We start from the raw sequence: 22,634 nt of genomic DNA, 5'->3' as shown, positions 1-22,634 counted from the left end.
GCGTCAAGAACAAAGGAGGTGCGACCGTGGCTGAAGAGCTGAGAGAGCTCCGGCTTTCCAAGCAGATACCGGCCAAGGATATGGTCGCGGTGGTACAAGCCATCTACCCCAAGTACGACAAGACCGTTCAAAGCAAGTGCGAGAACGGAGACGCCTACGGCGTGAGCCTGCGGCCAGACGCGATGGCGGCGCTCTACGCGCACTTCGCACCGGAGCTGGCAGAGGGCCGCAAAGCGGTCAAAAAGGACGCGCACCGGCTGACCTGTCGTATCTCGGCAAGGCTCGAAACCGCCGACTACGAGGCGTTGCAACGGCTGATAGAGGCTGAGGGCTACGCCACCACACAGGACTGGCTGACCGCCACCGTCCGCCGCTACATCGCAGAGGCAGGTGAAACCGAATGAACTACGATCTGCCAGACCACCCCGTTATCCAAAACATGGAGCGCACCGGCTACCCGGACGGCAAGGAGCCGACCTTCCCGATTTGCCCCGTCTGCGGCGAAGAGTGCGAGGAAATTTTCAGAGACAACGATTTGAATATTGTCGGCTGCGATATCTGTATCAAGCAGTCCGACGCATGGGAGGAGCCGGAGTGCTTCCCCGGAAAGGAGTATTGATGAAAGGACTGGTTATCACCACCGAAAACAAGATGCAGGTCAGGGAGTTCGACGAGCCTGCTTATGAGACCATCGGAAAGGCTGTCGGCGGATGGATCGAGGTCGTACACCCGAAGGGCCTGCCCGGTCCGTTCTGCATGGTCGTCAACGAAGAGGGGTTGCTGCATGGTCTGCCGCTCAACCTGTTTGGCTGTATTCTCTACGATACCGTGCGCCACGGAAATCCCATTGTCGGAGACATCGTGATTCTCAAAGAAGGCTTCACCACGCCTGGCGAGAGAGACTTTATCGGGCTGGACGAGGACGACGTCAAATTCCTCGGCGCAATGGCCGTCAGTCTGAGCGGCGGCGGCATCAAGTGGGAAAGCGAGGCGCGATAATGGCAAAGTTCTATTTTACCTACGGCACGGACGGCCAGCCGTTTTTCGGTGGCTGGACTGAGGTCGAAGCACCGGACGCTCACGCGGCCTGTGCCGCGTTCCGCGCCTATCACCCCGATAAGACCGAGGGCTTAGTGAATTGCTCCAGCATCTATGACGAGGAGAAGTTCAAGCTGACCGGAATGTACCGGGAAAGCAATTTCGGTTTCCGGTGCCACGAAATCATCACTCTGCGGCGCGAAGCCGCTACCAACTGAAAGGAGCTATCACCATGATTAGAAACCCGAACGACATCCAGGAGGGCGCAAAGAAAATCCGCATGCTGATCGCCGGTTATCCCGGCATCGGAAAATCCACTCTGGCGCTGTCCGCCCCCAATCCCCTGCACATCGACGTTGACTTCGGTATCGACCGCATCGAGCCGCGCTACCGCAAGCCGTACATCCAGCCCCAGAGCTACGACGAGATCCTCGGCGATCTCACCCCCATCAATCTTCAGGACTTCGACACGCTGGTTTTCGATACCGGCGGCAAGCTGATCTCGCTGATGTCCCTGTGGGCCATCAAGAAAGACCCGAAGTATGGCCAGCGCGACGGCAGCCTCTCTCTCAAGGGCTATGGCTTCGTCGGTAAGGAGTTCGTCCGGCTGATGGACTACTGCTTCTATGAGCTGCAGAAGAACATCGTCATTGTGTTCCACGCCACCGAGGAAAAGGACGGCGACAACACCCGCCTCCGCATCAAGGTCGAGGGGCAGACAAAAAACAATGTCTGGGAGCCTATGGACTTGGGCGGCTTCGTGGAGATTTACGGCAATGACCGCACCATCGGCTTCTCCAACTGCGAGAGGTATTTCGCCAAGGGGACGCGCGGCATCTCCGGCATTCGCAAGATCCCCGCACTCGGCCCGACCAGCCCTAACGACTTCCTGACGAAGCTGTTCGCCGAGTACAACGCCAAGGCCACTGCCGAGGTCGAGCAGAACGCTGTTGATCAGGCGGCATACGAGGCCGCGATGGTTGAGGGCACGGCCATCATCGCCGGCATTGTCGATGCCGACACCGCCAACGCCGCCATGCCGAAATATCAGGCCATTAAGCACGCGCTGACCTCCAACAAGGAGCTGGGCGTCCTCTGGAACAAGAAGGTTAAGGAGTGCGGCCTGTTCTACGATAAGGTGCTGAAAAAGTACACGCCCGCGCCGGCAGCGCCCGGAGAGGAGAAGGGAGCTGAGTAAATGGGACGCTACCTGATGACCCATTCGCTGCTGTCGTCCTGGCTCTACACCATGAAAGGCAACCCCTATGAGGATATGACAACGGAGCGCGACCCGATGGCGGAGTTTATGCTGACGCTGCGCCGGGAGCCGACGCCTACCACCGAGGCCATGCAGAACGGCATCGACTTTGAAGATTTGGTGACGAGCATTATCAACGGCCGCGGCGATCCGAACAATCAGTGGTATGCCGCTGCCGAAAAGGTCGCTCGACGGTGCGCCGGGGGCATCCTCCAGTACAAGGCCAAGAAGGTTGTCGAAGTCGGCGGCGTGAGCCTGCTGCTGTACGGCCGTCTGGACTGCTTGAAAGCCGGGGAAATCATCGACGTCAAGTTCACCAAGAGCTATGACGCTGGAAAATATTTCGGCAGTACCCAGCACCCCACCTACTTCGAGTTAATCCCCGAAGCGCGGCAGTTTACCTACATCGCCAGCAACGGGCGCGATGTATGGCCGGAAACATACTTCCGTGAGGACGCTCCCAGCATCTTCCCTGTCATTTCCGACTTCTTCGACTGGCTCCGGGCAGTGGATCTGATGCAGGTCTATCAGGAGAAGTGGGCTGCATTATGAACGGCAAGCTGAAAGACTGGTCGTTCTCCCGCACCGGCGAAAGCGTCCTGACTATCACAACCCGCGAGAGCTGCAAGAAGCTGTGGGACGCGCTCGGAGATCAGGAGATCACATTCTCCATCAAAAGGCGCGTCATCCCTCGAAGCCTCAACGCGAACAACTACGCGTGGTCGCTGATTGAGAAATTGGCCGTCGCGGTGAAGTCGGACAAGGACTCTGTTTACGAGGAAATGCTCCGGCGCTACGGCACCGGCGAGACATACACCGACGAGGCCGGGAACGAGTGCAAGGTACTGTTTTCCCTACGGGAGGGCGTACCGCCTGCACTGGTGGCGCGGCACTACGCAGAAACCGGCGTCGGTTATGTCGAGGGGAAGAAGTTCATTCATTACCGGGCGATCAAAGGCACCAGCGAGTATTCCACCAAGGAAATGAGTGTTTTTTTGGACGGCATCATTTCCGAGTGCCAGGAGGTCGGCATCGAAACCGACACCCCAGAGCAGATCGCCAGATACAAGGAGGCATGGCATCCGTGAGGAAAGTTTATTGCGACTACTGCGGTCGAGAGACTGAGTATGTCGACAGCAAGGTCATCTACGGCAAGAGCTACGGCAAAATCTATCTCTGCCGGAACTGCATGGCATACGTCGGTGTGCATAAGGGGACGGACAAGCCCCTTGGCCGCCTTGCCAATGCGGAACTGCGGAATTGGAAAAAGGCTGCACACGCCGTATTTGACCCTCTGTGGAAGTACGGCCGCTTTCGCGGCCACCGCAACGCGGCCTATGCGTGGCTGGCTCAGAAGATGGGCCTGCCTGTGGAAAAGACCCACATCGGTATGTTCGATGTCGGACAGTGCCGCAAGGCCATCGAAATCATTGAGAAAGAAACGAAAGGAGACCGTTATGGAAGATACCAAAAAGACCCCCGCTGAGCTGGTCGCTGACCTGATGCTTGACCCCGGCTTTGTCCTCGTTCCGCAGGATCGCTACGAGGAGCTGATCCGCGCTGAAACTGAGCGCGATGTGCTGGAAGCGACCATCAAGGGTGAGAACAGCTACAATGTCGAAAGAGTTCTCGATGCCATTCAGCAGGCGCGCAGTGCGCTGTACCGCATGAAGATGTTGGTGCTGCGAAACGCTGACGAGCCAGAGGATACGGCCGATGCTGAATAAGATCATCGTCATGGGTCGATTGACCCGCGACCCAGAATTGCGGCGTACGCAGTCCGGCCTTTCTGTGACCAGCTTCTCCGTCGCCTGCGACCGCGATTTCAAAAGCCAGTCCGGGGAAAAGGAAACGGATTTCATCGACATCGTTGCCTGGCGCCAGACTGCTGAATTCGTCTGCAAATATTTCAGCAAGGGACGCATGGCGATCGTCGAGGGGCGACTGCAGATCCGCGACTGGCAGGACAACAACGGCAACAAGCGCCGATCCGCCGAGATTGTAGCCGACAATGTTTACTTTGGGGATTCCAAACGCGACGGTGACGGAGGCGGCTATCAGCAGGGCGGTTACGCGCCGCAGGGCGGATATCCTCAGCAGAGTCAGGGCTACGGTGCGCCGGGCGGCTCTTATGGCGGCGCTGCTCCCGGTGGATATCCCGCCTCTGACTACGGTGACTTTAGCGAAGTCGGCGAGGATGATGGAGAGCTGCCATTCTGAAACGGTCGCCCGGGGAACCGGGCGACAGCCCACCGAAGGAGGTGAACACTATGGCGAGCTATCGGAATATCAGCATGGACTTTTGGACGGACAGCAAGGTCGTCGATGACTTTACGCCCGAGGATCGGTACATCTATCTCTACTGCATGACCAATCCGCACACCAATCTCTGCGGCTGTTACGAGGTCAGCATCAAGCAAATTGCCAACGAGACAGGGTACAACAACGATTCCGTGGAGCGCCTGCTGAAACGCCTGGATAGCGCGCACAATGTCATTCGGTATAGCGCGCAGACCAAGGAGCTGCTGATCCTCAACTGGTGTCGATACAACTGGTCGGCGTCCGAAAAGCTCAATAAGCCGCTACTGAGCGAGATTCGCAAGGTCAAGAACGATCGTTTCCGCGAGTACCTGGCAGCGCGCTACAACGAACGCTCTACCGTAACGGCGCAGTATAACGCTGCAGAAGATGACCGCCCCGAGGTCCCCCGCCATAAGCACGGCGCGCATGGATGGGTGCGGCTCACCGAAGAGGAATACGCCCGGCTGATCGACGACCTCGGCGAAGAAGAGTTGACGCGCTGCATCGACTACATAGACGAGTCCGCTCAAATGCACGGCAACAAGAACAAGTGGCGCGACTGGAATCTTGTCATTCGGAAGTGCAGCCGTGAACGCTGGGGCATCCGTGCCGGCAACGGCAACCGACCGAGCACCAGCGGGAGCGCTATGGACGACCTGCAGCAGCTCCACCAGATGTACGCCAGCGAGGAAAGCCTATGACGCACAAGGAAATGAGCGAGATATTCGCCGTGATGCTCCTTGCCTATCCGAATGCAGAGGTTTTCAAGGGCGGCATCGCAAAGCTCGGCCCTACCATCAATCTGTGGGTGACCTGCTTGCCGGAGATCGACTTCTGGACGGGGCAGCAGGCTGTTGTAAAGTTGGTGCGCGAGTGTAAATTCCCGCCGACTATCGCAGAATTCAAGGAAAAAGCCGAAAAGGTGCAGGCCGAAGTGAGGGCGCGGATTGACCAGGCGTGGAATTACCTCAAGCTCGATATGGACTTTGGGAAAACACCAGAGGAGGCTGTGGCAAGATTGTCGGAGGGAACGGATATCAGGCGCGTCATTGAGGCTATGGGTGGCCCCTCTCGGTTGATTGCAACAGGAGAGCGCACCTTTGGCGACGGCACCGTAAAGACATACGAGTATTACAACTACGACGGTTTCAAGTCCGCATATGAAACGATCATCCGGCAGACAAGCGCGCTCAACAGCGGGCCGCGCAAAGCGGTCGGGCCGGGCATGAAGCAGATAGGAGGGAAAACATGAAACGAAGAAGAAAAAGGAGGGCTTCGCCGGCGCCGCTTATCTGCCTGCTCGCAGTTTTAGCCTGCATCGTGGCTCTCCGCATCAGTGTCAGCGAGGAAACCGCAGCGTCAGCACAAATGACCGGCAAGTTAGAAAACCCAGCAACGACAGCACCTGTCCGGCTTTTAGAAGCAGAAATGACCGAGGCTGAGCAAGTTACCAGGGCCGAAGATCGTCCCGCCCGTGCAGCTCGGTATGTCAACATCGAAATGACTGACGAGGAGTTGGCAGAACTGGCTGCGGTCGTATTCCTCGAAGCCGGCAATCAGAGCGCCGAGGGGCAGCAGGCCGTTGTCGAAGTCGTTTTCAACCGCGTGCTGCACTCCGCTTTCCCGGGCACAGTACACGATGTGCTGCACCAAGGAGAGGGAGGCGATGTTCCGCAGTTCTCCACCATCTACGCGGTCAGCACCGCGACGCCGACGCAAGCGCAGTATGACGCCATCAACGGCGCTCTGTATGGAGATACGATCCTTGACGCCGACGTGGTTTTCTTCTCCCGCAATGGAGAGAACGACCGCGTATGGGGGCAGATCGGAGATCACATCTTCTGCCGCGAATACATCTGGAGGTAACGAGCATGACGCGAAAGAGATTTCGGCAAGCCTGCGGCATCATCGCTGCGCTCGGCTTCCTTCTGGTCCTCGGAACTGCCGGTGCCAGCGATTGCGACCTTATCCCCATGAGCCAGATACTCCGGCAAGGCTGCATCGGACTGGGAATGTTTGCCAGCGGGCTATGGCTGGGAGGGTATCTCTCATGACTGTGAAGAAAGACCCGAAGCGCCAGCTGCTCGGCAAGATCGCAAAAGCCCGCGGTAAGCAGTTTGAGAGCCGCATCGACGATTCCTTTGCCTACTACGCACAGAAAGGCTTTGCGATCATCGAAAAGACGCCGGAGCCGATGCATCCCACGAAAAATCTCGGCAACGGCAAGTTCATCGCCTACTACGAAAAGCAGGCACAGCCGGACTATAAAGGCACCATCAAGGGCGGCAGGACGGTCATGTTCGAGGCGAAATTCACCGCCGCCGACCGAATGGAGCAGAGCCGCGTCCTCCAGAGCCAGCAGGACTATATGGACAGGCATCAGGCGCTCGGCGCTCGCTGCTTTGTCATCGCCGGTTTCAGCTCCGGCATGGTCTATTGCGTCCCCTGGGACATCTGGAAGACCATGAAAGACCACTTCGGCCGCAAGTATGTGACGGAGGCCGACTTGGAGAAATATCAAGTGCAGACGGCGTGGAATGGCACGCTGCTCCTGCTCAACTGAATTGAAAGGAGTTACCACCATGAGCGAAATTTCCATGTATGAAGCCCAAAAGAAGAAGATGCAGGGCCTGTGCGATGAGCACGATCTCGTCTATCGCTTTGAAAAAGACAGATACCCCATCATCTTTACCATCAAGCCCGTACAGGGCATGGACGCACAGATTTCCATGCTGGAGAATGTCGAGGAGGTCGGCTACCGCAGCCCCGACGCCTCCATGTCCTGGATCTTCGAGGACGGCGGTCTGGACACGAAGGTAACGGGCGGCACCTTTACCATCAGCAAGACGCTCCGCACCAAGATCGAGTCCATTCTGGTGAAGATGATTACCTACTGGCAGCAGTATTTTTTCCGCGATGTGCTGGAAAAGAAAGCATTGCGCAGCGGCCTCATGCCGGTCATTGACGAGGACGAGGCTGGCGATACCGACGAGGAGCCGGAGGACGAGGGGGATATGCAGGGCGAGGATGGCCCCGAGGTTGACCTGGACGACCCCGACATTCAGCAGGCCATTTCCATTGTTCGGGCAGAGAATAAAGCGACTGTGGGGCTGTTGCAACGCCGTATGAGCGTTGGCTACGCAAAGGCTGCGCGCCTGATTGACGCACTGGAGGAGCTGGGTGTCGTCGGTCCGTATAACGGCTCCGATGGCCGCGAGGTCCTCCCTACCGACGAGCCTGACGACACGGAAGGCGGTGAAGATTGATGCCGACCGTAAATGCCAATAAGCATACCGCGCACGATCTGCAGCTTGCCGGTCAGATGCGCCGCGAGGATTACAAGACAATCAAGCACATGGACAAGGCGACGCTTGCGGCCTACCTCAGCCGCGTGTGGAAACGCGGGTATGACGCCGGGTATCAAGCCGCCGTTAAGTCAGTCGCTCCGCAGCTGCGCGAAGCCGCAGAACTGAAAGCAGCGAACAAGGAGGGCTAAGTCATGGGAAACGCCCTGCGGCACGTCAGAGGGGAAAGTCAGAAGAATATCGTCCGCTTCATAGAAGGGCTGAGTGGGAAGTATTCCCGCTGGGACATCTGGCAGGACTTCATCATCATGTCGGCCATCGCAATCGCCAACACGATGGGAGGCCCGCAGGCCAAGGCCAGGGAAGAAATGTACCGCAGCCGCGCAGAGAAGTATTCCGCTAAGGAGCTGGAAGTCTTTGCAGATATGTTGCTTGAGGTCGTAGCCGAATTGGAGCGCGATCCCGAGCAGGACTTCCTCGGTGAGCTTTTTATGGCACTCGGCCTCGGAAACGAATGGAAAGGACAGTTCTTCACTCCGTACAGTGTCTGCAGGGCGATGTCCGCGATGACCTATGCGCCTGATATGACGGCGCGGATAGAAAAGCAGGGCTGGATATCTGTGAACGACCCCGCCTGCGGAGCCGGTGCGCTGCTGGTTGCATTTGCCAATGAGTGCCGGAGACAGCATATCAACTATCAGACCTCAGTGTTGTTCGTGGCGCAGGACATAGATTTCCTCGCCGGTTGTATGTGTTACATCCAACTGAGCTTGCTCGGCTGCCCCGGCTATGTTGTCATTGACGACTCGCTCCTGCGGCCGTCCACCAGCTACGACGCCCGCGGACTGCTGCCAAAGGACGGCCCGCAGGTCTGGTACACGCCGATGTACTTCCGCGATGTCTGGCACTACCGCCGTATCGGGGCGCAAATGGATATCCTGTTTCGGAACGCGGCAGAGCAGGTACCGGCAGAGCCGCCGGCGCCTGCCGCGCCGCCGGAACAATCTCAACCGCTGGCGGAAACGAAAACCGGCCAGCTCACTCTATTTTGATGGGAGGGAACGGAATGCGGCAGCCGCCGCCTCTCGGGAGCCGGACATGGAAGCCCGAGGAAGAAGATTATTTGATGGAAAAGTGGGGGCAGATTTCTGTTCCGGCCATCGCAAAGAAGCTCAACCGCACAACAAATGCCGTCAAGGTCAAAGCTCAGCGCCTGGGTTTAGGCGCGGTATTGATGGCTGGCGAGTATGTCACTCTAAATCAACTCCTGCTGGCGGTGAACGGAGGAAGCAGCTCCTACGGCTACAAGATGAAAAGCTGGGTCGAAAATCGCGGATTGCCCGTCCACACAAAAAAGGTCAACCGCTGCAGCTTTCGTGTGGTCTACATTGAGGAGTTCTGGGAGTGGGCCGAGCGATACCGCAGCTTCATCGACTTTTCCAAGATGGAGCCGTTGGCGCTCGGTGAGGAGCCGGGCTGGGTAGCCGAGCAGCGCAAGAAAGACTTTGAGGCATACGCCATTCAGAGGAAAGACCCGTGGGGAGAGGACGAGGACTCTCGGCTGAAGATGCTGCTCAGTAAGCACAGGTACTCATGGGCGGAAATTTCCGAGATGATGCATCGTTCTCACGGTGCGATCGCGCGCCGTTGCCGTGACCTCGGCATCAAGGAGCGCCCCGTTTCGATGGAGCTGACCGGCAAGCGTGGCACATGGACCAGCGAGGATTTTGAAATGCTGGCAGACGGCATCCGCCACGGCGACAGCTACGCTGCCATAGGCAAGGCGGTCGGCCGTTCCGAAAAGTGCGTCCGATCCAAGGTCTACAACGATTATCTGACCGAGAACGCCGACAAGGTGCGGGAAATGCTTGGTGATGGCGCGTGGGGGCACGGTGCGCCGGAAATGGACGTCCGTCATGGCTTCTATATCTCCCGCACCCGCCATCAGGTCAGGCGCGACCTATCCGCGCTGGCAACGGTCCTTCGTAAGCGCATGAACGATCTCGGCTATGATCCTTACTGGCAGCGGTTTATGTGCATGAATTGGGACGACATTGGCGGATGCTCCGCAGGGTGTACGGATTGCGACAGCTGCACAGCATTCCGGCGTATTCAGCCTCAGTATTGCGCACGGTGCGGCGGCACCTTCTACGAGCGCAAGGAAAACCGCTTCTGCGCGGCCTGCCGCACCGCGAGGAAGAAGCAGGCCCAGCGGCACTGGTGCCGCGTGAACGGCATGAGCCGAAAATAATAAACTGTCCCAGCCGAGGGGAAAAGCTCGGCGCATGAAAGGAGCAATTCATGGCAAAGAAAAATTTGAATGACCGCTGCCCGCTGCAGGACGAATGCGAGCGCAAATGCGAATACAAATTCCGCGAGTTGGAGTGTGACTATTACGCCAACAACGGCGTCGGCGAGGATCGTACCATCCCAGACCAGGAGGAAAGGCGCGACGAAGCCGAGCGGAAAGCCTATGAGGAGCAGTACGAAGCCGACCTCGCTGGCGTCGAGGACGATGACGAACCTACGGCTCAACCCGCAAAAGGCGTAATTACTTACATCTCCGTCAAGGAGCTGCATCCTCATCCCGACAATCCTCGAAAGGATGTTGGCGATGTGACCGAGCTGGCCGAAAGCATCAAGGTCAACGGCGTCCTCCAAAATCTGACCGTTGTCCCGAACATGGTCACCGGTGAGATCACCGGCGATACCTGGCAGCGTGGGTATAAGGTCATCATCGGACACCGCCGACTTGCTGCGGCAAAGTTGGCCGGGCTTGAAACCCTTCCTTGTGTTGTGGTGAATATGTCCGAGCGCGAGCAGCTGAGTACCATGCTCACCGAAAATATGCAGCGGTCGGATCTGACCGTTTACGAGCAGGCGCAGGGCTTCCAGATGATGCTTGACATGGGCGATACCGTCGAGGACATCGCGGAAAAGTCCGGCTTTTCCGCTACCACCGTCCGGCGCCGTGTGAAGCTCCTGGAGCTGGATAAGGACAAATTCAAGAAGTCCGAGGAGCGCGGCGTCACCCTTTTCGAGTACATGGAGCTGGACAAGCTGAAGAGCCCGGAGCGCAAGAATGAAATGCTTGATTACATCGGCACCGAGAACTTCAAGTACAAGCTGAAACAGGCTATCGATGCCGAGGCCACAGCCGAGCGCAAGGCGAAATGGGTGGAGCTGTTGAGTGCTTTTGCTACGCAGGTGGAGAGCCGCACGGGATATAGGACGGTCAAAAGTGACTATGTCAGCAGCAAGATTGAGATGGAACGCCCCGATGACGCTGATACCGTTGAATACTTCTTCTGCATTGAAAAGTGGGGCTATATCGCGCTGATGGTCAAGGACGAGCCTACTGCTGCCACGCCAGAAGAGGAGGCGAAGAGGCGCGAGGAGCAGATGAAACAGGAGCGAAAGGACGCCGCAGCAAAGGCGCTGTCCGAAGCAACCGCCCGCGCCTATGAGCTTCGCGCCGACTTCGTGGCTACCGTTTCCGCAGCCGCCATCAAAAAGCGCCTTGCGGATGTCGTGGCGCTGTGGGCTTACGCTGAATACCGAGATGATACCAGCTGGCTAACCGAAGAGGAAATTATGCAGGCTACTGGCGTTGGACCATTTGCCGAAGATGACGAGGACGGCGAGGACGATGCCGCATTTACGCTCCAGGCCGTGACCGACGCGATCGGCAAGACGCCTGAAAAGGCGCTCTTGCGAATGATCTATGCGCGCCTGGGCGACGGAAAGTCCGAGGGCTATTTCCGCAGCTACTGGAACAGCTACACCATGAAGCACGAGGAGAATGAGAAGCTGGATCGCATCTATGCTCTGCTCGTCAAGCTGGGCTACGAGATGTCCGACGATGAAAAGGCGCTCCAGGACGGAACACATGAGCTGTTCAACGAGGAGGCAGAGTGATGAACTGCACTATTCTGCAAGGCGACGCGCTGGAGCTGCTGCGGACGCTGCCGCCAGAAAGCGTACATACCTGCGTGACCTCCCCACCCTACTATAATTTGCGAGATTACGGAGTGGAGGGGCAGATCGGAAACGAGGGCAGCGTGGAGGAATACCTGCAGGCGCTTGTCGCTGTATTCCGTGAAGTCCGGCGGGTGCTGCATCCGAATGGAACACTGTGGGTGAACATGGGCGATAGCTATGCTACCAATTCGGGGAACCAGCCGCCGACGAACACCCGCAATTCCTGCGGACACACCGCAAAGCGCGTACCGCAGGGGTACAAGAAAAAAGACCTGATCGGCATACCTTGGCAGTTGGCATTTGCCCTCCGCGCAGACGGTTGGTATTTGCGGCAAGACATCATTTGGCAGAAACCGAACTGTATGCCGGAGAGCGCAAATGACCGATGCACGAAGTCACATGAGTACATCTTCCTGCTGTCAAAGTCAGCGCACTATTATTTCAACGCGGCGGCAATCAGCGAACCAGTCACATCGGCCAAAGGAAACGCAAGGACGTTTCGCGGCGGCGGAGCCTATACCGGCGGTCGATCTCACGACAACAGCGCACAGGTGGAGCGTGAGAGCCACGGGAACGCTGAAAACAAGACGGGGCGCAGGAGCAAGCGGAGCGTCTGGAGCGTAAGCACAAACGGATTTCGCGGCGCACACTTCGCCGTGTTCCCGGAAAAGCTGATTGAGCCGTGTATTTTAGCGGGTTGCCCAGAGGGCGGCGTTGTACTTGACCCATTTGCGGGCAGCGGCACAGCAGGCGTGGTGGCCAAACGCATGGGGCGCGGTTTTGTGGGATGTGAGATCGTTCCCTCGTATGTAGAAATGGCCGCCAGAAGAATAGCAGAGGTGGAGCGGAATGAGTAAAGCCGTGCTTATCAGCATTCGCCCGCAGTGGTGCGACAAGATCATCGGCGGTGAGAAAGCCATCGAAATTCGTAAGACGCGCCCGAAGATGGAAACGCCGTTTAAGTGCTATATCTACTGCACGCAGAGCGGTGTTGCTCTCAGAGCGTGGGGAAAGCACGGCAAAGTCATCGGGGAATTTACCTGTGACCGCATAGATAGACTTGCCCCGGCAAACGAACCGTATGGCATCTATGACATTGACGATGATTATGTATTACAGACTTGTCTTGAAAATGGAGCACTATGGGATTATGGGCACGGAACACCGCTTTACGGCTGGCATATCTCCAACCTGCGCATCTACGACGAGGCGCGCGAACTGAGCGAGTTTACCGGATTACGCAATACGAGATTTGGCGCAGCGCCATATGACATCAAGCGCCCGCCGCAGAGCTGGTGCTATGTGCTGGAGGATTATCATGCTTGAAATATTCCCCATGGCACTAAAAAAGGCCAGCGCCTGGGCGTGCAGCAACGGACACTTTCACGGCCAATGTACGGCCTGCGGTTGCGTGGTGCCGAAATGAAAAGGAGTTTCTATGGAACGATTTGAAAACCTGCTCGATTTTGTCAATGAGCTGAACGAAACCGGGCGTATTCAGTACGACGATTACAGCCGTCTTTTTGACTTGGTGCAGGAGTTTGCGGGAGCGGAGGAGACGATCAACGCCGCCGCGACCGATATTGCCGCTCTGCTTTGGCTGAACGGCAACTGCGAATACTGCGAGCATGGAGAGAAAGAGGAATTCAGCGGCGCGAACAGATGGCATTGCCGCCTCGGGAATGGCATAGACTGCCGCCCTGTGTGGCGCGGGGCTGCAACGAAGGCATCTCTGCCGGAGATGCACAAAGCAGAGCCGACTTCGCTTCGTGCAAAGCCCAGCCGCGCGGAGACTATGTTCGGGCCGAAAGAGACATGGGCTATCCCTGATAGAGCAGAAGTCGAGGAGACCACGCCGAAGACATACAAGGGGTTTCTGCTTATTCGGTGCGCACAGTGCGGAGATTTGCGAGGCTTTTGTGTCAAACAGCCTATCTCGTCTTATCGGTGTGCGGCCTGCGGTGGAGAAACGCCGCTGCACGATCTCATGTCGGCGCACATCCGCTGTAAGTGCGGGAAGAGCTTCAAGTATCGAACGAACATCGAAGAGGACAGTATCACCTAAAACTGCCTTTCCTGTGGTGCGCCGGTCGACCTGGCCTATAACAAGAAAGCTCGCGCCTATCAGACGGTGCGGTGATGCTCATTATCACCGTTCACGTCAATGCTCCGGCAGGACAGGCCATTGGCATAAAGGAGCAGATTGCTCAGGATTTGGAGCGATACGGAGATACCCGTGTGGTGTCGGTAGAGGTAGTGCAGCCAACATACCGGCAAATGCAGATTGGAGAGACTGCCAGCCAGCAGGGTGGCAAGAGGAAGTAAGAACAGATTGGGGTGAGCTATTACGACGCTTTCGGAATTGAATCAGCATTTTGAGCTGATAGAGAAACTGGCAAGGGCAAGGGAGATGCTACAGTCCTTGCGTGACGCGGCTTGCCCCGGCGCGGCTGCCCTCACAGGTATGCCGCATACTCCCGGCATAAAGGATAAGGTCGGCGACCTCGCAGCTGAGATCGTGGATATGGATGCGCGTGTCGGCTTTCTGGAGGAAGAGGTCAAGGCCAGCGAGGGGCAGATCATGCCGTTCATTCAAGGCATCGACGATGACCAGACGCGCCTGATCTTCCGGCTGCGCTTCCTGAGAGGGCTCGCATGGAAAGAGGTCGCAGCGGTCATAGGAGGCCGCAATTCGGAGGATTCGGTAAAGATGGTGTGTTACCGCTACCTCGGTAGTTAAAAGCTGTTCTTCGCTGTTGCAACTCGTTTCTTGATATTCCCCGCACCATGTATTAGGATTAGACTCGTAAAATCCTACATAAGCCAGGCGGCCATCCCTCGCGGGGTGGCCGTCATTCGTTTGGGAAGGAGGTTGAGGCCTGCGCGTTACTCCTTGCGCGCCGGTCATGCGCCGGGTCCGATGTTCGCCAGCAGAGGGCAGCGGTGACATCATAAAAGGAGATTTCCAAAATGTTCGGAATTGTCATTCTGGCCGTCTATGCGGTGCTGATGATCGGCGTCACGCTGATGTTCACCCGAAAGACGACCGACGCAGAGGGCTTCCATGTGGCGGACCGGCGCATCGGCTCGGTGATTGCCGCCATGAGCATCGCCGCCACTTGGATTTGGGCTCCCTCACTGTTCACTTCCTCGGAGATGGCCTATACGCGCGGCATCCCGGGGATGTTCTGGTTTACGGTACCGAATGTGCTGTGCCTGATCCTGTTTATCCCCTTTGCAAAAAGGATCCGGGCGCAGTACCCGGAGGGCATCACCTTGACCGGCTACATGGCGGAGCGCTATCACTCCGGCAAGGTCAAGGGCGTCTACTCCTTCCAGCTCGGCGCGCTGGCCGTTCTTTCAACGGCAGTACAGCTGCTCGCCGGGGGAAAGACGCTGGCCCTCATTACGGGGCTGCCATTCTGGAGCATGACGCTCGCCCTGGCAGCTATCGCATATTCCTACTCCCGCTTCTCCGGACTGAAAGCCTCCATCATCACCGATGTCGTCCAGCTGGGCATTATTCTCATGGGTGGCGCTCTGCTGGTCGTTCTGAGCCTTCGCATGACCGGCGGCTTTGACACGGTACGGGCAGGGCTCGGTGCTGTCTCCGGAGAATATACTTCGCTCACCTCCTCCACGGGCATTGAGGTCCTGCTGGGCTACGGTCTGCCGATGGCTGTCGGTCTGATCTCCGGCCCATTCGGGGATCAGTGCTTCTGGCAGCGAGCTTTCGCAATCAGGCGCGACCGCATCGGCAGATCGTTTTTTGCCGGTGCGCTTTTGTTTGCGCTCGTTCCGATCTGCATGGGAACGGTGGGCTTCCTTGCCGCTGGATCCGGCTTTGTGGCCAGCGACAGCGGCATGGTCAACTTTGAATTCGTTTCCTCGCTGCTTCCGACATGGGTGCTGGTCCCGTTTCTGTTTATGATTATCTCCGGCCTGCTCTCCACAGTGGATAGCAACCTTTGCGCGGCAGCGTCGCTCACGACAGACTGGCTCGGCATTGGGAAGGACACGGTGCAGACTTCGCGCCGCACCATGCTTTGCCTGCTGATCGTGGCTATCGCCATCGCCAACATTCCCGGCCTGACGGTGACATACCTGTTCCTGTTCTACGGAACGCTCCGTGCTTCGACGCTGCTGCCGACGGTCATGACGCTGCTCGGCAAGAAGCTGACGGGCAAGGGCGTTTTTGCCGGTGTGCTGACCGCGCTGTGTGTCGGGCTTCCGATCTTCGCCTACGGCAATCTCGCCGGCATTCCGGCTGTGAAAGCGGCAGGCAGTCTGACGACCGTCCTGTCCAGCGGCCTTGTCGCCGTTATCGCCTCGAGAAAGGCGGTGAGAGCATGAGTCTCGGAAGGAAGCAGAGGATCGACAACAGCGCATGGCTGGAAGCCGTTGCAACTATCGAAGAAGCCGTTTCCCGCGCAGAGCTGGACGAACTTACTGCCGCGACCGTGGCGGACATCAAGGCCGTGACGGCTGGGAAGTGTGCTGCCTACGCATGGAGCGCTGGTAAGGACAGCATTGTCCTTGGCAAACTCTGTGAAGCGGCCGGCGTCACCGATAGCATGATCGGCGTGTGCGACCTGGAATACCCCGCCTTTGCCGCATGGATCGAGGAGCATAAGCCGGCAGGCTGCGAAGTCATCAACACGCATCAGGATATCGACTGGCTGGTGAAGCATCAAGAGATGCTTTTCCCCAAGGACTCCGCCGCGGCCGGACGATGGTTTTCTATCGTGCAGCACCGAGCGCAGCGTGAATACTTCAAGGCGCACGAGCTGGACGTCATCATTCTCGGCCGCCGCCGTGCGGACGGCAATTATGTCGGTCGCAACAGCAATATCTATACCGATGGCAAAGGTGTTACGCGATTCAGCCCGCTCGCTGCGTGGAAGCATGAGCACATCCTTGCCTATATTCACTACCATCAGCTCCCGCTTCCGCCGATCTACGGCTGGAAGAACGGATATCTGTGCGGCACTCACCCGTGGCCCGCCCGCCAATGGACGGGCAGCATCGAGAACGGCTGGCGTGAGGTCTACGATATCGACCCCGGCATCGTCCTTGCGGTAGCTGAAAAGATCGACAGCGCTCGCGCCTTCTTGAAGGAGGTGCAGGCATGAAGGTCATAAAGAAGCCTCTGACCGAGCTGCGGCGACCGGATCGGAATGTCCGAATGCACACCGACAAGCAGCTGAAGGAGTTCCGACGCTCTGTCGAAATGTTCGGTCAGATCCGCCCCATCGTGGTCGACGAGGACGGCGTTATTCTCGCCGGCAACGGCTTGTATGAAACGCTGCTGTCCCTCGGCCGCACAGAGGCGGACTGCTATGTCGTGTCTGGACTGACTGAGGCGGAGAAGAAAAAGCTCATGCTGGCCGATAACCGCGTCTTTGACCTGGGCGTTGACGATCTGGCCGCGCTGGACGCTTTTATCCTTGAGCTGAAAGACGACCTGGACATTCCCGGCTACGAAGAGGATCTTCTCCGTGCGATGGTGATGGAGGCTGACGAAGCCAGCGACGCCCTGCTTGAGTACGGCACCATTGAGCCGGAGCAGGCTGCGGCCATCACCGAGACGCGCGAGAAATACGCCGCCCGGGAAGAAGCTGCTGCGGCGCAGGCTGAGGAAGTCGCACCCGCACAGAGCGGCACGGCGTCTTCCACCGAGCCCGCTAAGAGGTTTATCCTCTGCCCGAAATGTGGTGAGCGGATATGGCTGTAAAGCGCATCAGCTCAGACATCGACGTTGTGACAGCGGCGCGCCAGCGGATCAAGAACGTATTTTCCAACGGCGTCCCTGTATACCTCTCGTTTTCCGGCGGCAAGGACAGCATCGTTCTTGCCGACCTGACATATAAGCTGATCCAGACTGGAGAGATCAATCCCTCGCAGTTGACCGTCCTTTTCGTGGACGAGGAGGCAATCTTCGATTCCATTGAAGCAACGACCAAGGCGTGGCGGAAGAAGTTCCTGCTTGCCGGCGCCAAGTTTCAATGGTGGTGCATCGAGGTCAAGCATTTCAGCTGTCTCAATGAGCTGTCCAGCGATGAAACCTTCGTCTGCTGGGATCGGCGCAAGCGCGATGTCTGGGTGCGGCAGCCGCCGCCCTTTGCCATCCGCAATCACCCGCAGCTCCGGCCAAGGATCGACAACTATCAATCCTTCCTGCCCCGCGTGACGATGGACGGCATCATGATCACCGGCGTCCGCGCGGCAGAGTCCATTCAGCGGCTCCAATACATGGCAGCACTAAATATGGGCGCAAAGGGCATCACCGGCACGAACACCATCTATCCCATCTACGACTGGAAGACGGCGGACGTCTGGCTGTACCTGCGAGACCAGCGCATCGAAGTCCCCGAGGTCTACCTGCAGATGTATCAGGTCGGCGTCAATCGGAATCAGCTGCGCGTGTCGCAGTTCTTCTCCGTTGATACCGTACCTGTGCTGGTACACCTGGGCGAATACGACCCATCTCTCATGGAGCGCGTCCTTCGGCGCGAGCCGAACGCCTACCTTGCCATGCTGTACTGGGACAGCGAAATGTTCCACCGCACCACAAGGAAGCGCCGGGAGCTGGAGGGCGAGGACACCAAGGACTACCGTGCGCTCCTGAAGGAGATGCTGTTCGTCCGCCCGGGAGACTTCTTCAACACGGAGCACAAGCGCAAGATCGCTAAGCAGTACCGCAAGATGTTCATTCAGATGGACGGAATGGCTCGGCCGCGCGACTACAAGAAAATGTACGGCGGTCTGACTGCTGGTGATCCCAAGCTCCGCACCCTGCGCGCCATCTATCAGGACATATCCTGCGCCTACGCTGATTACGCCAAGCGCTTCCGGAAGGGAGGTGAGGCAAATGGCTGACGCGGATTTGTTCGCCCCGTTATCCTCCCTGCAATGGGTAGACCGGGAGCAGCTCAAACCCAATGACTACAACCCCAACAAGGTCAACCGCGAAAATCTGAAACTGCTGGTGCAATCGATCATGACCAATGGCTGGACGCTTCCCATCGTCGTGCGTCCCGACTACACCATCATCGACGGCTTTCACCGCTGGACCGTGGCCGGAGAGGAGCCGCTGCACACCATGCTCAAAGGCAAGGTGCCGGTGGTAATCGTGCGGCATGATGACGCGACCGAGGATATTTACGGCACCGTCACACACAACCGCGCTCGTGGTACACATCTGCTTGAGCCGATGAAAGCCATCGTAAAGCGGCTGCTGGACGAGGGCAAGCCCGTTCAGGAGATCGGCAAACAGCTCGGAATGAAACCCGAAGAAGTATTCCGGCTCTCTGATTTCTCGCGTGATGACTTCCTCGGCATGATGACCAAGGGCGTTAAGGGGTATAGCCATGCGGAATTGCTGACGAAGTTATAACACAATACCACAGCCAGGCGCATACATCGCACGAGAGCGGCGTATCTGCGTCTGGCTGTGTTGCGCCCTCTCCCTCTCGGCATCGTCGCGCTGAGGGCGGGGAAATGCGTTGCAACAGGCGACGACGGCAAAAGGTACTGTGACGACCCCCGCCCCACACGCCGCGGGCTCGCCGACCCCGAAAAAAGCGTAGTTACCAAGGCAAAATTTTGGCATTTCCGTTCCGCTTTGGCGTTGCTTTTGGTGCCAAGCGCGGCACCTGTGGCGGTACCTGCCGCAATCCCCCATCGCTTTATCCGTCTTTCTCTGCGGAAATGTGGAGGAAGTCCAGATAAAGGCCTCCTATGAAATATAAGACCACACGCGGGATAAGGGTCTCGCACAGAGCTGCTGGTACCGGCCTGTGTGCTCCAGTGCAATTCTGGTGAGTCCCGCATTCGGACATAAAAAAAGACCCGACTGCTGCAACAGTCAGGTCTTGCGCCCTCAGTCGATATGGTTTTGCACTATCGATACCATATCACAATTTACGCAGACAGTCAAGCCGGCTGGACTGCGCAAGGAAGGAGGAGCGCCATGTCTGAAGCTATTGATGCCATTACCGAGGAAACGGAGGTAAGCACGACAGAGCTGGCCTGTGTCCTGGGTATCACAGGACGGCGCATTCGCCAGATGGCGGAGGACGGTCAGCTGCAAAAGGTCAGCAAGGGGCGCTTCCTCCTTGCCGATTCCGTACAGCGGTATGTTAAGTTCCTGTCTGACGGCCCGATGGACGAAGAGGATAAGAAGCTGGAGAAGACCCGCCGCGTGGCGGAGACGACGATGAAGGCGTCCAAGGCCACCATTGCCAAGCTGGAGGCTGAGGAACTGAAAGGCACCATGCACCGGGCGGAGGACGTCGCCGCGCTGACGGAGGATCTGGTCTACACAATCCGAGGGGCGCTCAATGCGCTGCCCGGACGGCTGGCCGTTGATGTGGCGGCTGTTTCCACCCCTGCCGAGGCGTCTGAGGTTATCCGCAAAGAGGTCAGCAAGGTCATGCGGGAGCTGGCCGGGTATCACTACGACCCCAAGAAATACGAGGAGCGTGTGAGAGAGCGGCGCGACTGGTCGGAGCGTGACAGCGATGACGAATAGGCTCGCCGCCGTCCGGCTGAACAAGGTCATCGCCAAAGCGATGGCCGGTATGCTCCCGCCGGACGACCTGACCGTGACCGAATGGGCGGAGCAGAATCGTCGCCTGTCGGCCGAGAGCGCCGCAGAGCCCGGACCGTGGCGCACCGAACGCACCCCCTATCTCCGCGAGCCGATGAATGCATGGACCGACCCAAAGATACGGCACATCGTCATGGTGGCCGCGTCCCAGGTCGGTAAGTCTGAATTTCTCAATAACTGCATCGGCTATGTGATCGACCAGGACCCCGGCTCGATCCTGTTTGTCCACCCTACCACCATTGACGCAAAGGAGTATTCCAAGCTCCGCATCGCGCCGATGATCCGCGACTGCCCCACGCTGCGAAAGAAGGTCAGCGACCCCAAGAGCCGCGACAGCGGCAATACCATTCTGCAAAAGACCTACCCCGGAGGCATCCTCACGATGTGCGGCTCCACCGAGGCCCACGCTCTGGCGTCAAAGCCTATCCGCTATGTGCTGGGTGACGAGCGTGACCGCTGGGCGCTGTCCGCCGGTAACGAGGGCGACCCGTGGGACCTGGCGATGGCGCGGCAGACGACATTCTACAACGCGAAAAGTGGCGAGGTGTCCACGCCCACCGTCAAAAACGCCAGCGCCATCGAGGCAGCCTACGCGACAGGCACGATGGAGCGGTGGAAATCCCGCTGCCCTCATTGCGGCGAGTATCACGAGATCCAATGGGCGGACATCCGCTTTGAGCACGACGAGATCATCATCGCGGGGAAAAAGACCTACAAGGTCCGCAGCGTCTGCTATGCCTGCCCCGGCTGCGGCTGCATCTCCACCGAGGCGGAAATGAAGCGCGCTCCGGCAAGATGGGAGGCGGACAACCCCGCCGCCTATGAGCAGGGCACGCGCTCGTTCTGGCTGAACGCATTTGTCAGCCAGTGGGCGAGCTGGGAATCCATCATTCTGAAATACCTGAACGCCATCGGCAGTACCCGCAAGATGCAGGTCGTCTACAACACCTGCTTCGGCGAGCTGTGGGAGGATCGCGGCGACCTGGAGGACGAGGACAGTCTGATGGCGCGCCGGGAGGAATACCCCGCCGAGCTGCCGGAGGGCGTGCTTGTTCTGACGGCCGGCGTCGATACCCAGGACGACCGCATGGAATACGAGATCGTCGGCCATGGCCACTTTGGTGAGACCTGGGGCATCGAGAAGGGCATCGTCATGGGACGGCCCGACGACGATGCCGTATGGGCGCAGCTGGACGAGCTGGTATTTGATCGCGTTCTGCGCTTTGAGAACGGCGTGGGGCTGAAAATGTCAATGTCCTTTGTGGACGAGGGCGGACACTTCACGCAGGAGGTCCGTATGCAGTGCCGGGCGCGGCTGGGCAAAAAGGTGTTCTGCATCAAGGGCATGCCCGGCAGTGATAAGCCATACACCGCGCCGCCGAAAAAGCAGAAGATCATCATCAAGCAGACGGCGGTCGGCACCTGCTGGCAGTACCAGATCGGCGTTGACTCCGGCAAGGAGGTCATCATGGACAACCTGCGCGTACAGACGCCGGGCGCGAAATATTGTCACTTCCCCAAGCGGGATGACTACGGCTCCGGCTACTTCACAGGGCTGCTCTCCGAGGTCAAGGTCTACGACCCCAACAAAAAGCAGCCGTGGCAGTGGAAGAAGATCCCCGGCCACGAGCGCAACGAGGCGCTGGACTGCCGCAACTACGCGCTGGCGGCGTTCAAGGCGCTTCCTAAGAACCTGGACGAGATAGACAGGCGGCTAAAGGAGGCGGGCGGCGAACGCGCTCCTGCCCCTGTTGCAACGCCTGTCATGCCGCCTCCCGCCGCCAAGCAGAGGCCGAAGCGCAGGAGCGGGAAGAAATACTACGACGATTGGTGAGGTGTCCGATATGGATAAAGTTGAACTGCGGGCGCGGCTGGACTTCTGGCAGAGCGCCCTCTCAAAGCTGCGCGCCGCATATCTGGCCCTTGTGGACGGCGGCGTAAAAAGCTATGTCATCGACGACCGGGAGCTGACGCGCTTCGACCTGCCCGACCTGAAAGACGAGATCGAAGACGCGGAGAAGAAGGTCGACGAACTGCTCGCGGAGCTGAACGGCCGCAAGCCGAGAAAGGCTTTCGGCATCGTCCCCCGCGACTGGTGACCTTTTTCGTGAGGTCACGAAAATGATACCGGCAAAGCGCC

32 protein-coding genes are annotated in these 22,634 nt (G+C 58.2%); all 32 read left to right on the top strand.

Annotated features, from left to right (window positions below; all coding sequences use genetic code 11):
- Positions 1–26: 26 nt before the first annotated feature.
- Positions 27–404, top strand: a complete 378-nt coding sequence (locus H8S34_RS03330) for a hypothetical protein (RefSeq protein WP_147358078.1) — start codon at positions 27–29, stop codon at positions 402–404.
- Positions 401–619 carry a hypothetical protein gene (locus tag H8S34_RS03325; protein ID WP_186963033.1) on the top strand — a complete coding sequence of 73 codons (219 nt, stop codon included), beginning with the start codon at positions 401–403 and terminating at the stop codon, positions 617–619. The genes H8S34_RS03330 and H8S34_RS03325 overlap by 4 nt, the downstream gene beginning before the upstream one ends.
- Positions 619–999, top strand: a complete 381-nt coding sequence (locus H8S34_RS03320) for a DUF3846 domain-containing protein (protein WP_186963032.1) — start codon at positions 619–621, stop codon at positions 997–999. The genes H8S34_RS03325 and H8S34_RS03320 overlap by 1 nt, the downstream gene beginning before the upstream one ends.
- A complete protein-coding gene (locus H8S34_RS03315) occupies positions 999–1,256 on the top strand; it encodes a hypothetical protein (protein ID WP_118358654.1) in 258 nt (85 codons plus the stop codon). Before H8S34_RS03320 ends, H8S34_RS03315 begins: the two co-directional genes overlap by 1 nt.
- 14 nt (positions 1,257–1,270) lie before the next feature.
- Complete coding sequence (locus tag H8S34_RS03310) at positions 1,271–2,236, top strand: ATP-binding protein (protein ID WP_118358652.1); 966 nt, start codon at positions 1,271–1,273, stop codon at positions 2,234–2,236.
- Entirely contained in the window at positions 2,237–2,848 is a 612-nt protein-coding gene (locus H8S34_RS03305) for a hypothetical protein (RefSeq protein ID WP_118358650.1), read from the top strand.
- Positions 2,845–3,384 (top strand): hypothetical protein, encoded by a 540-nt coding sequence (locus H8S34_RS03300; RefSeq protein WP_186963031.1) that lies wholly within the window; start codon positions 2,845–2,847, stop codon positions 3,382–3,384. Before H8S34_RS03305 ends, H8S34_RS03300 begins: the two co-directional genes overlap by 4 nt.
- A complete protein-coding gene (locus H8S34_RS03295; protein WP_147574083.1) occupies positions 3,381–3,782 on the top strand; it encodes a DUF3268 family zinc-finger domain-containing protein in 402 nt (133 codons plus the stop codon). The genes H8S34_RS03300 and H8S34_RS03295 overlap by 4 nt, the downstream gene beginning before the upstream one ends.
- Positions 3,754–4,023 (top strand): hypothetical protein, encoded by a 270-nt coding sequence (locus H8S34_RS03290; RefSeq protein WP_186963029.1) that lies wholly within the window; start codon positions 3,754–3,756, stop codon positions 4,021–4,023. Before H8S34_RS03295 ends, H8S34_RS03290 begins: the two co-directional genes overlap by 29 nt.
- A complete protein-coding gene (locus tag H8S34_RS03285) occupies positions 4,013–4,516 on the top strand; it encodes a single-stranded DNA-binding protein (RefSeq protein ID WP_118358644.1) in 504 nt (167 codons plus the stop codon). The genes H8S34_RS03290 and H8S34_RS03285 overlap by 11 nt, the downstream gene beginning before the upstream one ends.
- A 50-nt stretch (positions 4,517–4,566) precedes the next feature.
- On the top strand, positions 4,567–5,298 hold the full coding sequence (locus tag H8S34_RS03280) for a hypothetical protein (protein ID WP_118358642.1): 732 nt from the start codon (positions 4,567–4,569) through the stop codon (positions 5,296–5,298).
- Positions 5,295–5,849 (top strand): replicative helicase loader/inhibitor, encoded by a 555-nt coding sequence (locus H8S34_RS03275; RefSeq protein ID WP_118729342.1) that lies wholly within the window; start codon positions 5,295–5,297, stop codon positions 5,847–5,849. Before H8S34_RS03280 ends, H8S34_RS03275 begins: the two co-directional genes overlap by 4 nt.
- A complete protein-coding gene (locus H8S34_RS03270; protein ID WP_186963028.1) occupies positions 5,846–6,463 on the top strand; it encodes a cell wall hydrolase in 618 nt (205 codons plus the stop codon). The genes H8S34_RS03275 and H8S34_RS03270 overlap by 4 nt, the downstream gene beginning before the upstream one ends.
- A gap of 184 nt (positions 6,464–6,647) precedes the next feature.
- Entirely contained in the window at positions 6,648–7,160 is a 513-nt protein-coding gene (locus tag H8S34_RS03265; RefSeq protein WP_118729345.1) for a Holliday junction resolvase RecU, read from the top strand.
- Positions 7,161–7,179: 19 nt separating this feature from the next.
- On the top strand, positions 7,180–7,863 hold the full coding sequence (locus H8S34_RS15310; RefSeq protein ID WP_279287831.1) for a DNA translocase FtsK: 684 nt from the start codon (positions 7,180–7,182) through the stop codon (positions 7,861–7,863).
- A complete protein-coding gene (locus tag H8S34_RS03255; protein WP_118358630.1) occupies positions 7,863–8,093 on the top strand; it encodes a hypothetical protein in 231 nt (76 codons plus the stop codon). The genes H8S34_RS15310 and H8S34_RS03255 overlap by 1 nt, the downstream gene beginning before the upstream one ends.
- 3 nt (positions 8,094–8,096) lie before the next feature.
- Complete coding sequence (locus tag H8S34_RS03250) at positions 8,097–8,954, top strand: N-6 DNA methylase (protein WP_118358628.1); 858 nt, start codon at positions 8,097–8,099, stop codon at positions 8,952–8,954.
- A 14-nt stretch (positions 8,955–8,968) separates the two neighbouring features.
- Positions 8,969–10,153: a hypothetical protein gene (locus H8S34_RS03245; protein WP_186963026.1), complete on the top strand. Its 1,185-nt coding sequence runs from the start codon at positions 8,969–8,971 to the stop codon at positions 10,151–10,153.
- Between the two features lie 50 nt (positions 10,154–10,203).
- Positions 10,204–11,820, top strand: a complete 1,617-nt coding sequence (locus H8S34_RS03240) for a ParB/RepB/Spo0J family partition protein (RefSeq protein WP_186963025.1) — start codon at positions 10,204–10,206, stop codon at positions 11,818–11,820.
- Positions 11,820–12,740: a DNA-methyltransferase gene (locus H8S34_RS03235; RefSeq protein WP_186963024.1), complete on the top strand. Its 921-nt coding sequence runs from the start codon at positions 11,820–11,822 to the stop codon at positions 12,738–12,740. The genes H8S34_RS03240 and H8S34_RS03235 overlap by 1 nt, the downstream gene beginning before the upstream one ends.
- Positions 12,733–13,209 (top strand): hypothetical protein, encoded by a 477-nt coding sequence (locus H8S34_RS03230; protein ID WP_186963023.1) that lies wholly within the window; start codon positions 12,733–12,735, stop codon positions 13,207–13,209. The genes H8S34_RS03235 and H8S34_RS03230 overlap by 8 nt, the downstream gene beginning before the upstream one ends.
- 112 nt (positions 13,210–13,321) lie before the next feature.
- Entirely contained in the window at positions 13,322–13,948 is a 627-nt protein-coding gene (locus tag H8S34_RS03225; RefSeq protein ID WP_186963022.1) for a hypothetical protein, read from the top strand.
- 74 nt (positions 13,949–14,022) lie between these two features.
- The gene (locus tag H8S34_RS03220; protein ID WP_186963021.1) at positions 14,023–14,208 is read left to right on the top strand and encodes a hypothetical protein; all 186 of its coding nucleotides are present in this window, start codon (positions 14,023–14,025) and stop codon (positions 14,206–14,208) included.
- 37 nt (positions 14,209–14,245) lie between these two features.
- Entirely contained in the window at positions 14,246–14,623 is a 378-nt protein-coding gene (locus tag H8S34_RS03215; protein WP_055270164.1) for a hypothetical protein, read from the top strand.
- Between the two features lie 230 nt (positions 14,624–14,853).
- Positions 14,854–16,236, top strand: a complete 1,383-nt coding sequence (locus H8S34_RS03210; RefSeq protein WP_186963020.1) for a sodium:solute symporter family transporter — start codon at positions 14,854–14,856, stop codon at positions 16,234–16,236.
- Positions 16,233–17,015, top strand: coding sequence for a phosphoadenosine phosphosulfate reductase domain-containing protein (locus H8S34_RS03205; protein WP_186963019.1), 783 nt, complete (start codon positions 16,233–16,235; stop codon positions 17,013–17,015). The genes H8S34_RS03210 and H8S34_RS03205 overlap by 4 nt, the downstream gene beginning before the upstream one ends.
- Entirely contained in the window at positions 17,012–17,617 is a 606-nt protein-coding gene (locus H8S34_RS03200) for a ParB/Srx family N-terminal domain-containing protein (RefSeq protein WP_186963018.1), read from the top strand. Before H8S34_RS03205 ends, H8S34_RS03200 begins: the two co-directional genes overlap by 4 nt.
- A complete protein-coding gene (locus H8S34_RS03195; RefSeq protein WP_186963017.1) occupies positions 17,608–18,762 on the top strand; it encodes a phosphoadenosine phosphosulfate reductase domain-containing protein in 1,155 nt (384 codons plus the stop codon). The genes H8S34_RS03200 and H8S34_RS03195 overlap by 10 nt, the downstream gene beginning before the upstream one ends.
- Positions 18,755–19,279 carry an IbrB-like domain-containing protein gene (locus H8S34_RS03190; RefSeq protein ID WP_186963016.1) on the top strand — a complete coding sequence of 175 codons (525 nt, stop codon included), beginning with the start codon at positions 18,755–18,757 and terminating at the stop codon, positions 19,277–19,279. Before H8S34_RS03195 ends, H8S34_RS03190 begins: the two co-directional genes overlap by 8 nt.
- Positions 19,280–19,855: 576 nt before the next feature.
- Positions 19,856–20,416, top strand: coding sequence for a hypothetical protein (locus H8S34_RS03185; RefSeq protein WP_186963015.1), 561 nt, complete (start codon positions 19,856–19,858; stop codon positions 20,414–20,416).
- Positions 20,406–22,328 carry a phage terminase large subunit family protein gene (locus H8S34_RS03180; RefSeq protein WP_186963014.1) on the top strand — a complete coding sequence of 641 codons (1,923 nt, stop codon included), beginning with the start codon at positions 20,406–20,408 and terminating at the stop codon, positions 22,326–22,328. The genes H8S34_RS03185 and H8S34_RS03180 overlap by 11 nt, the downstream gene beginning before the upstream one ends.
- Before the next feature lie 10 nt (positions 22,329–22,338).
- Entirely contained in the window at positions 22,339–22,593 is a 255-nt protein-coding gene (locus H8S34_RS03175; RefSeq protein WP_118358604.1) for a DUF6148 family protein, read from the top strand.
- Positions 22,594–22,634: the final 41 nt, after the last annotated feature.

It is taken from the genome of Pseudoflavonifractor hominis (assembly GCF_014288125.1).
Taxonomy (GTDB): Bacteria; Bacillota; Clostridia; order Oscillospirales; family Oscillospiraceae; genus Pseudoflavonifractor_A; species Pseudoflavonifractor_A gallinarum.
The sequence above is the reverse complement of the archived record's forward strand: the minus strand, read 5'-3'. Positions and strand labels throughout refer to the sequence as shown.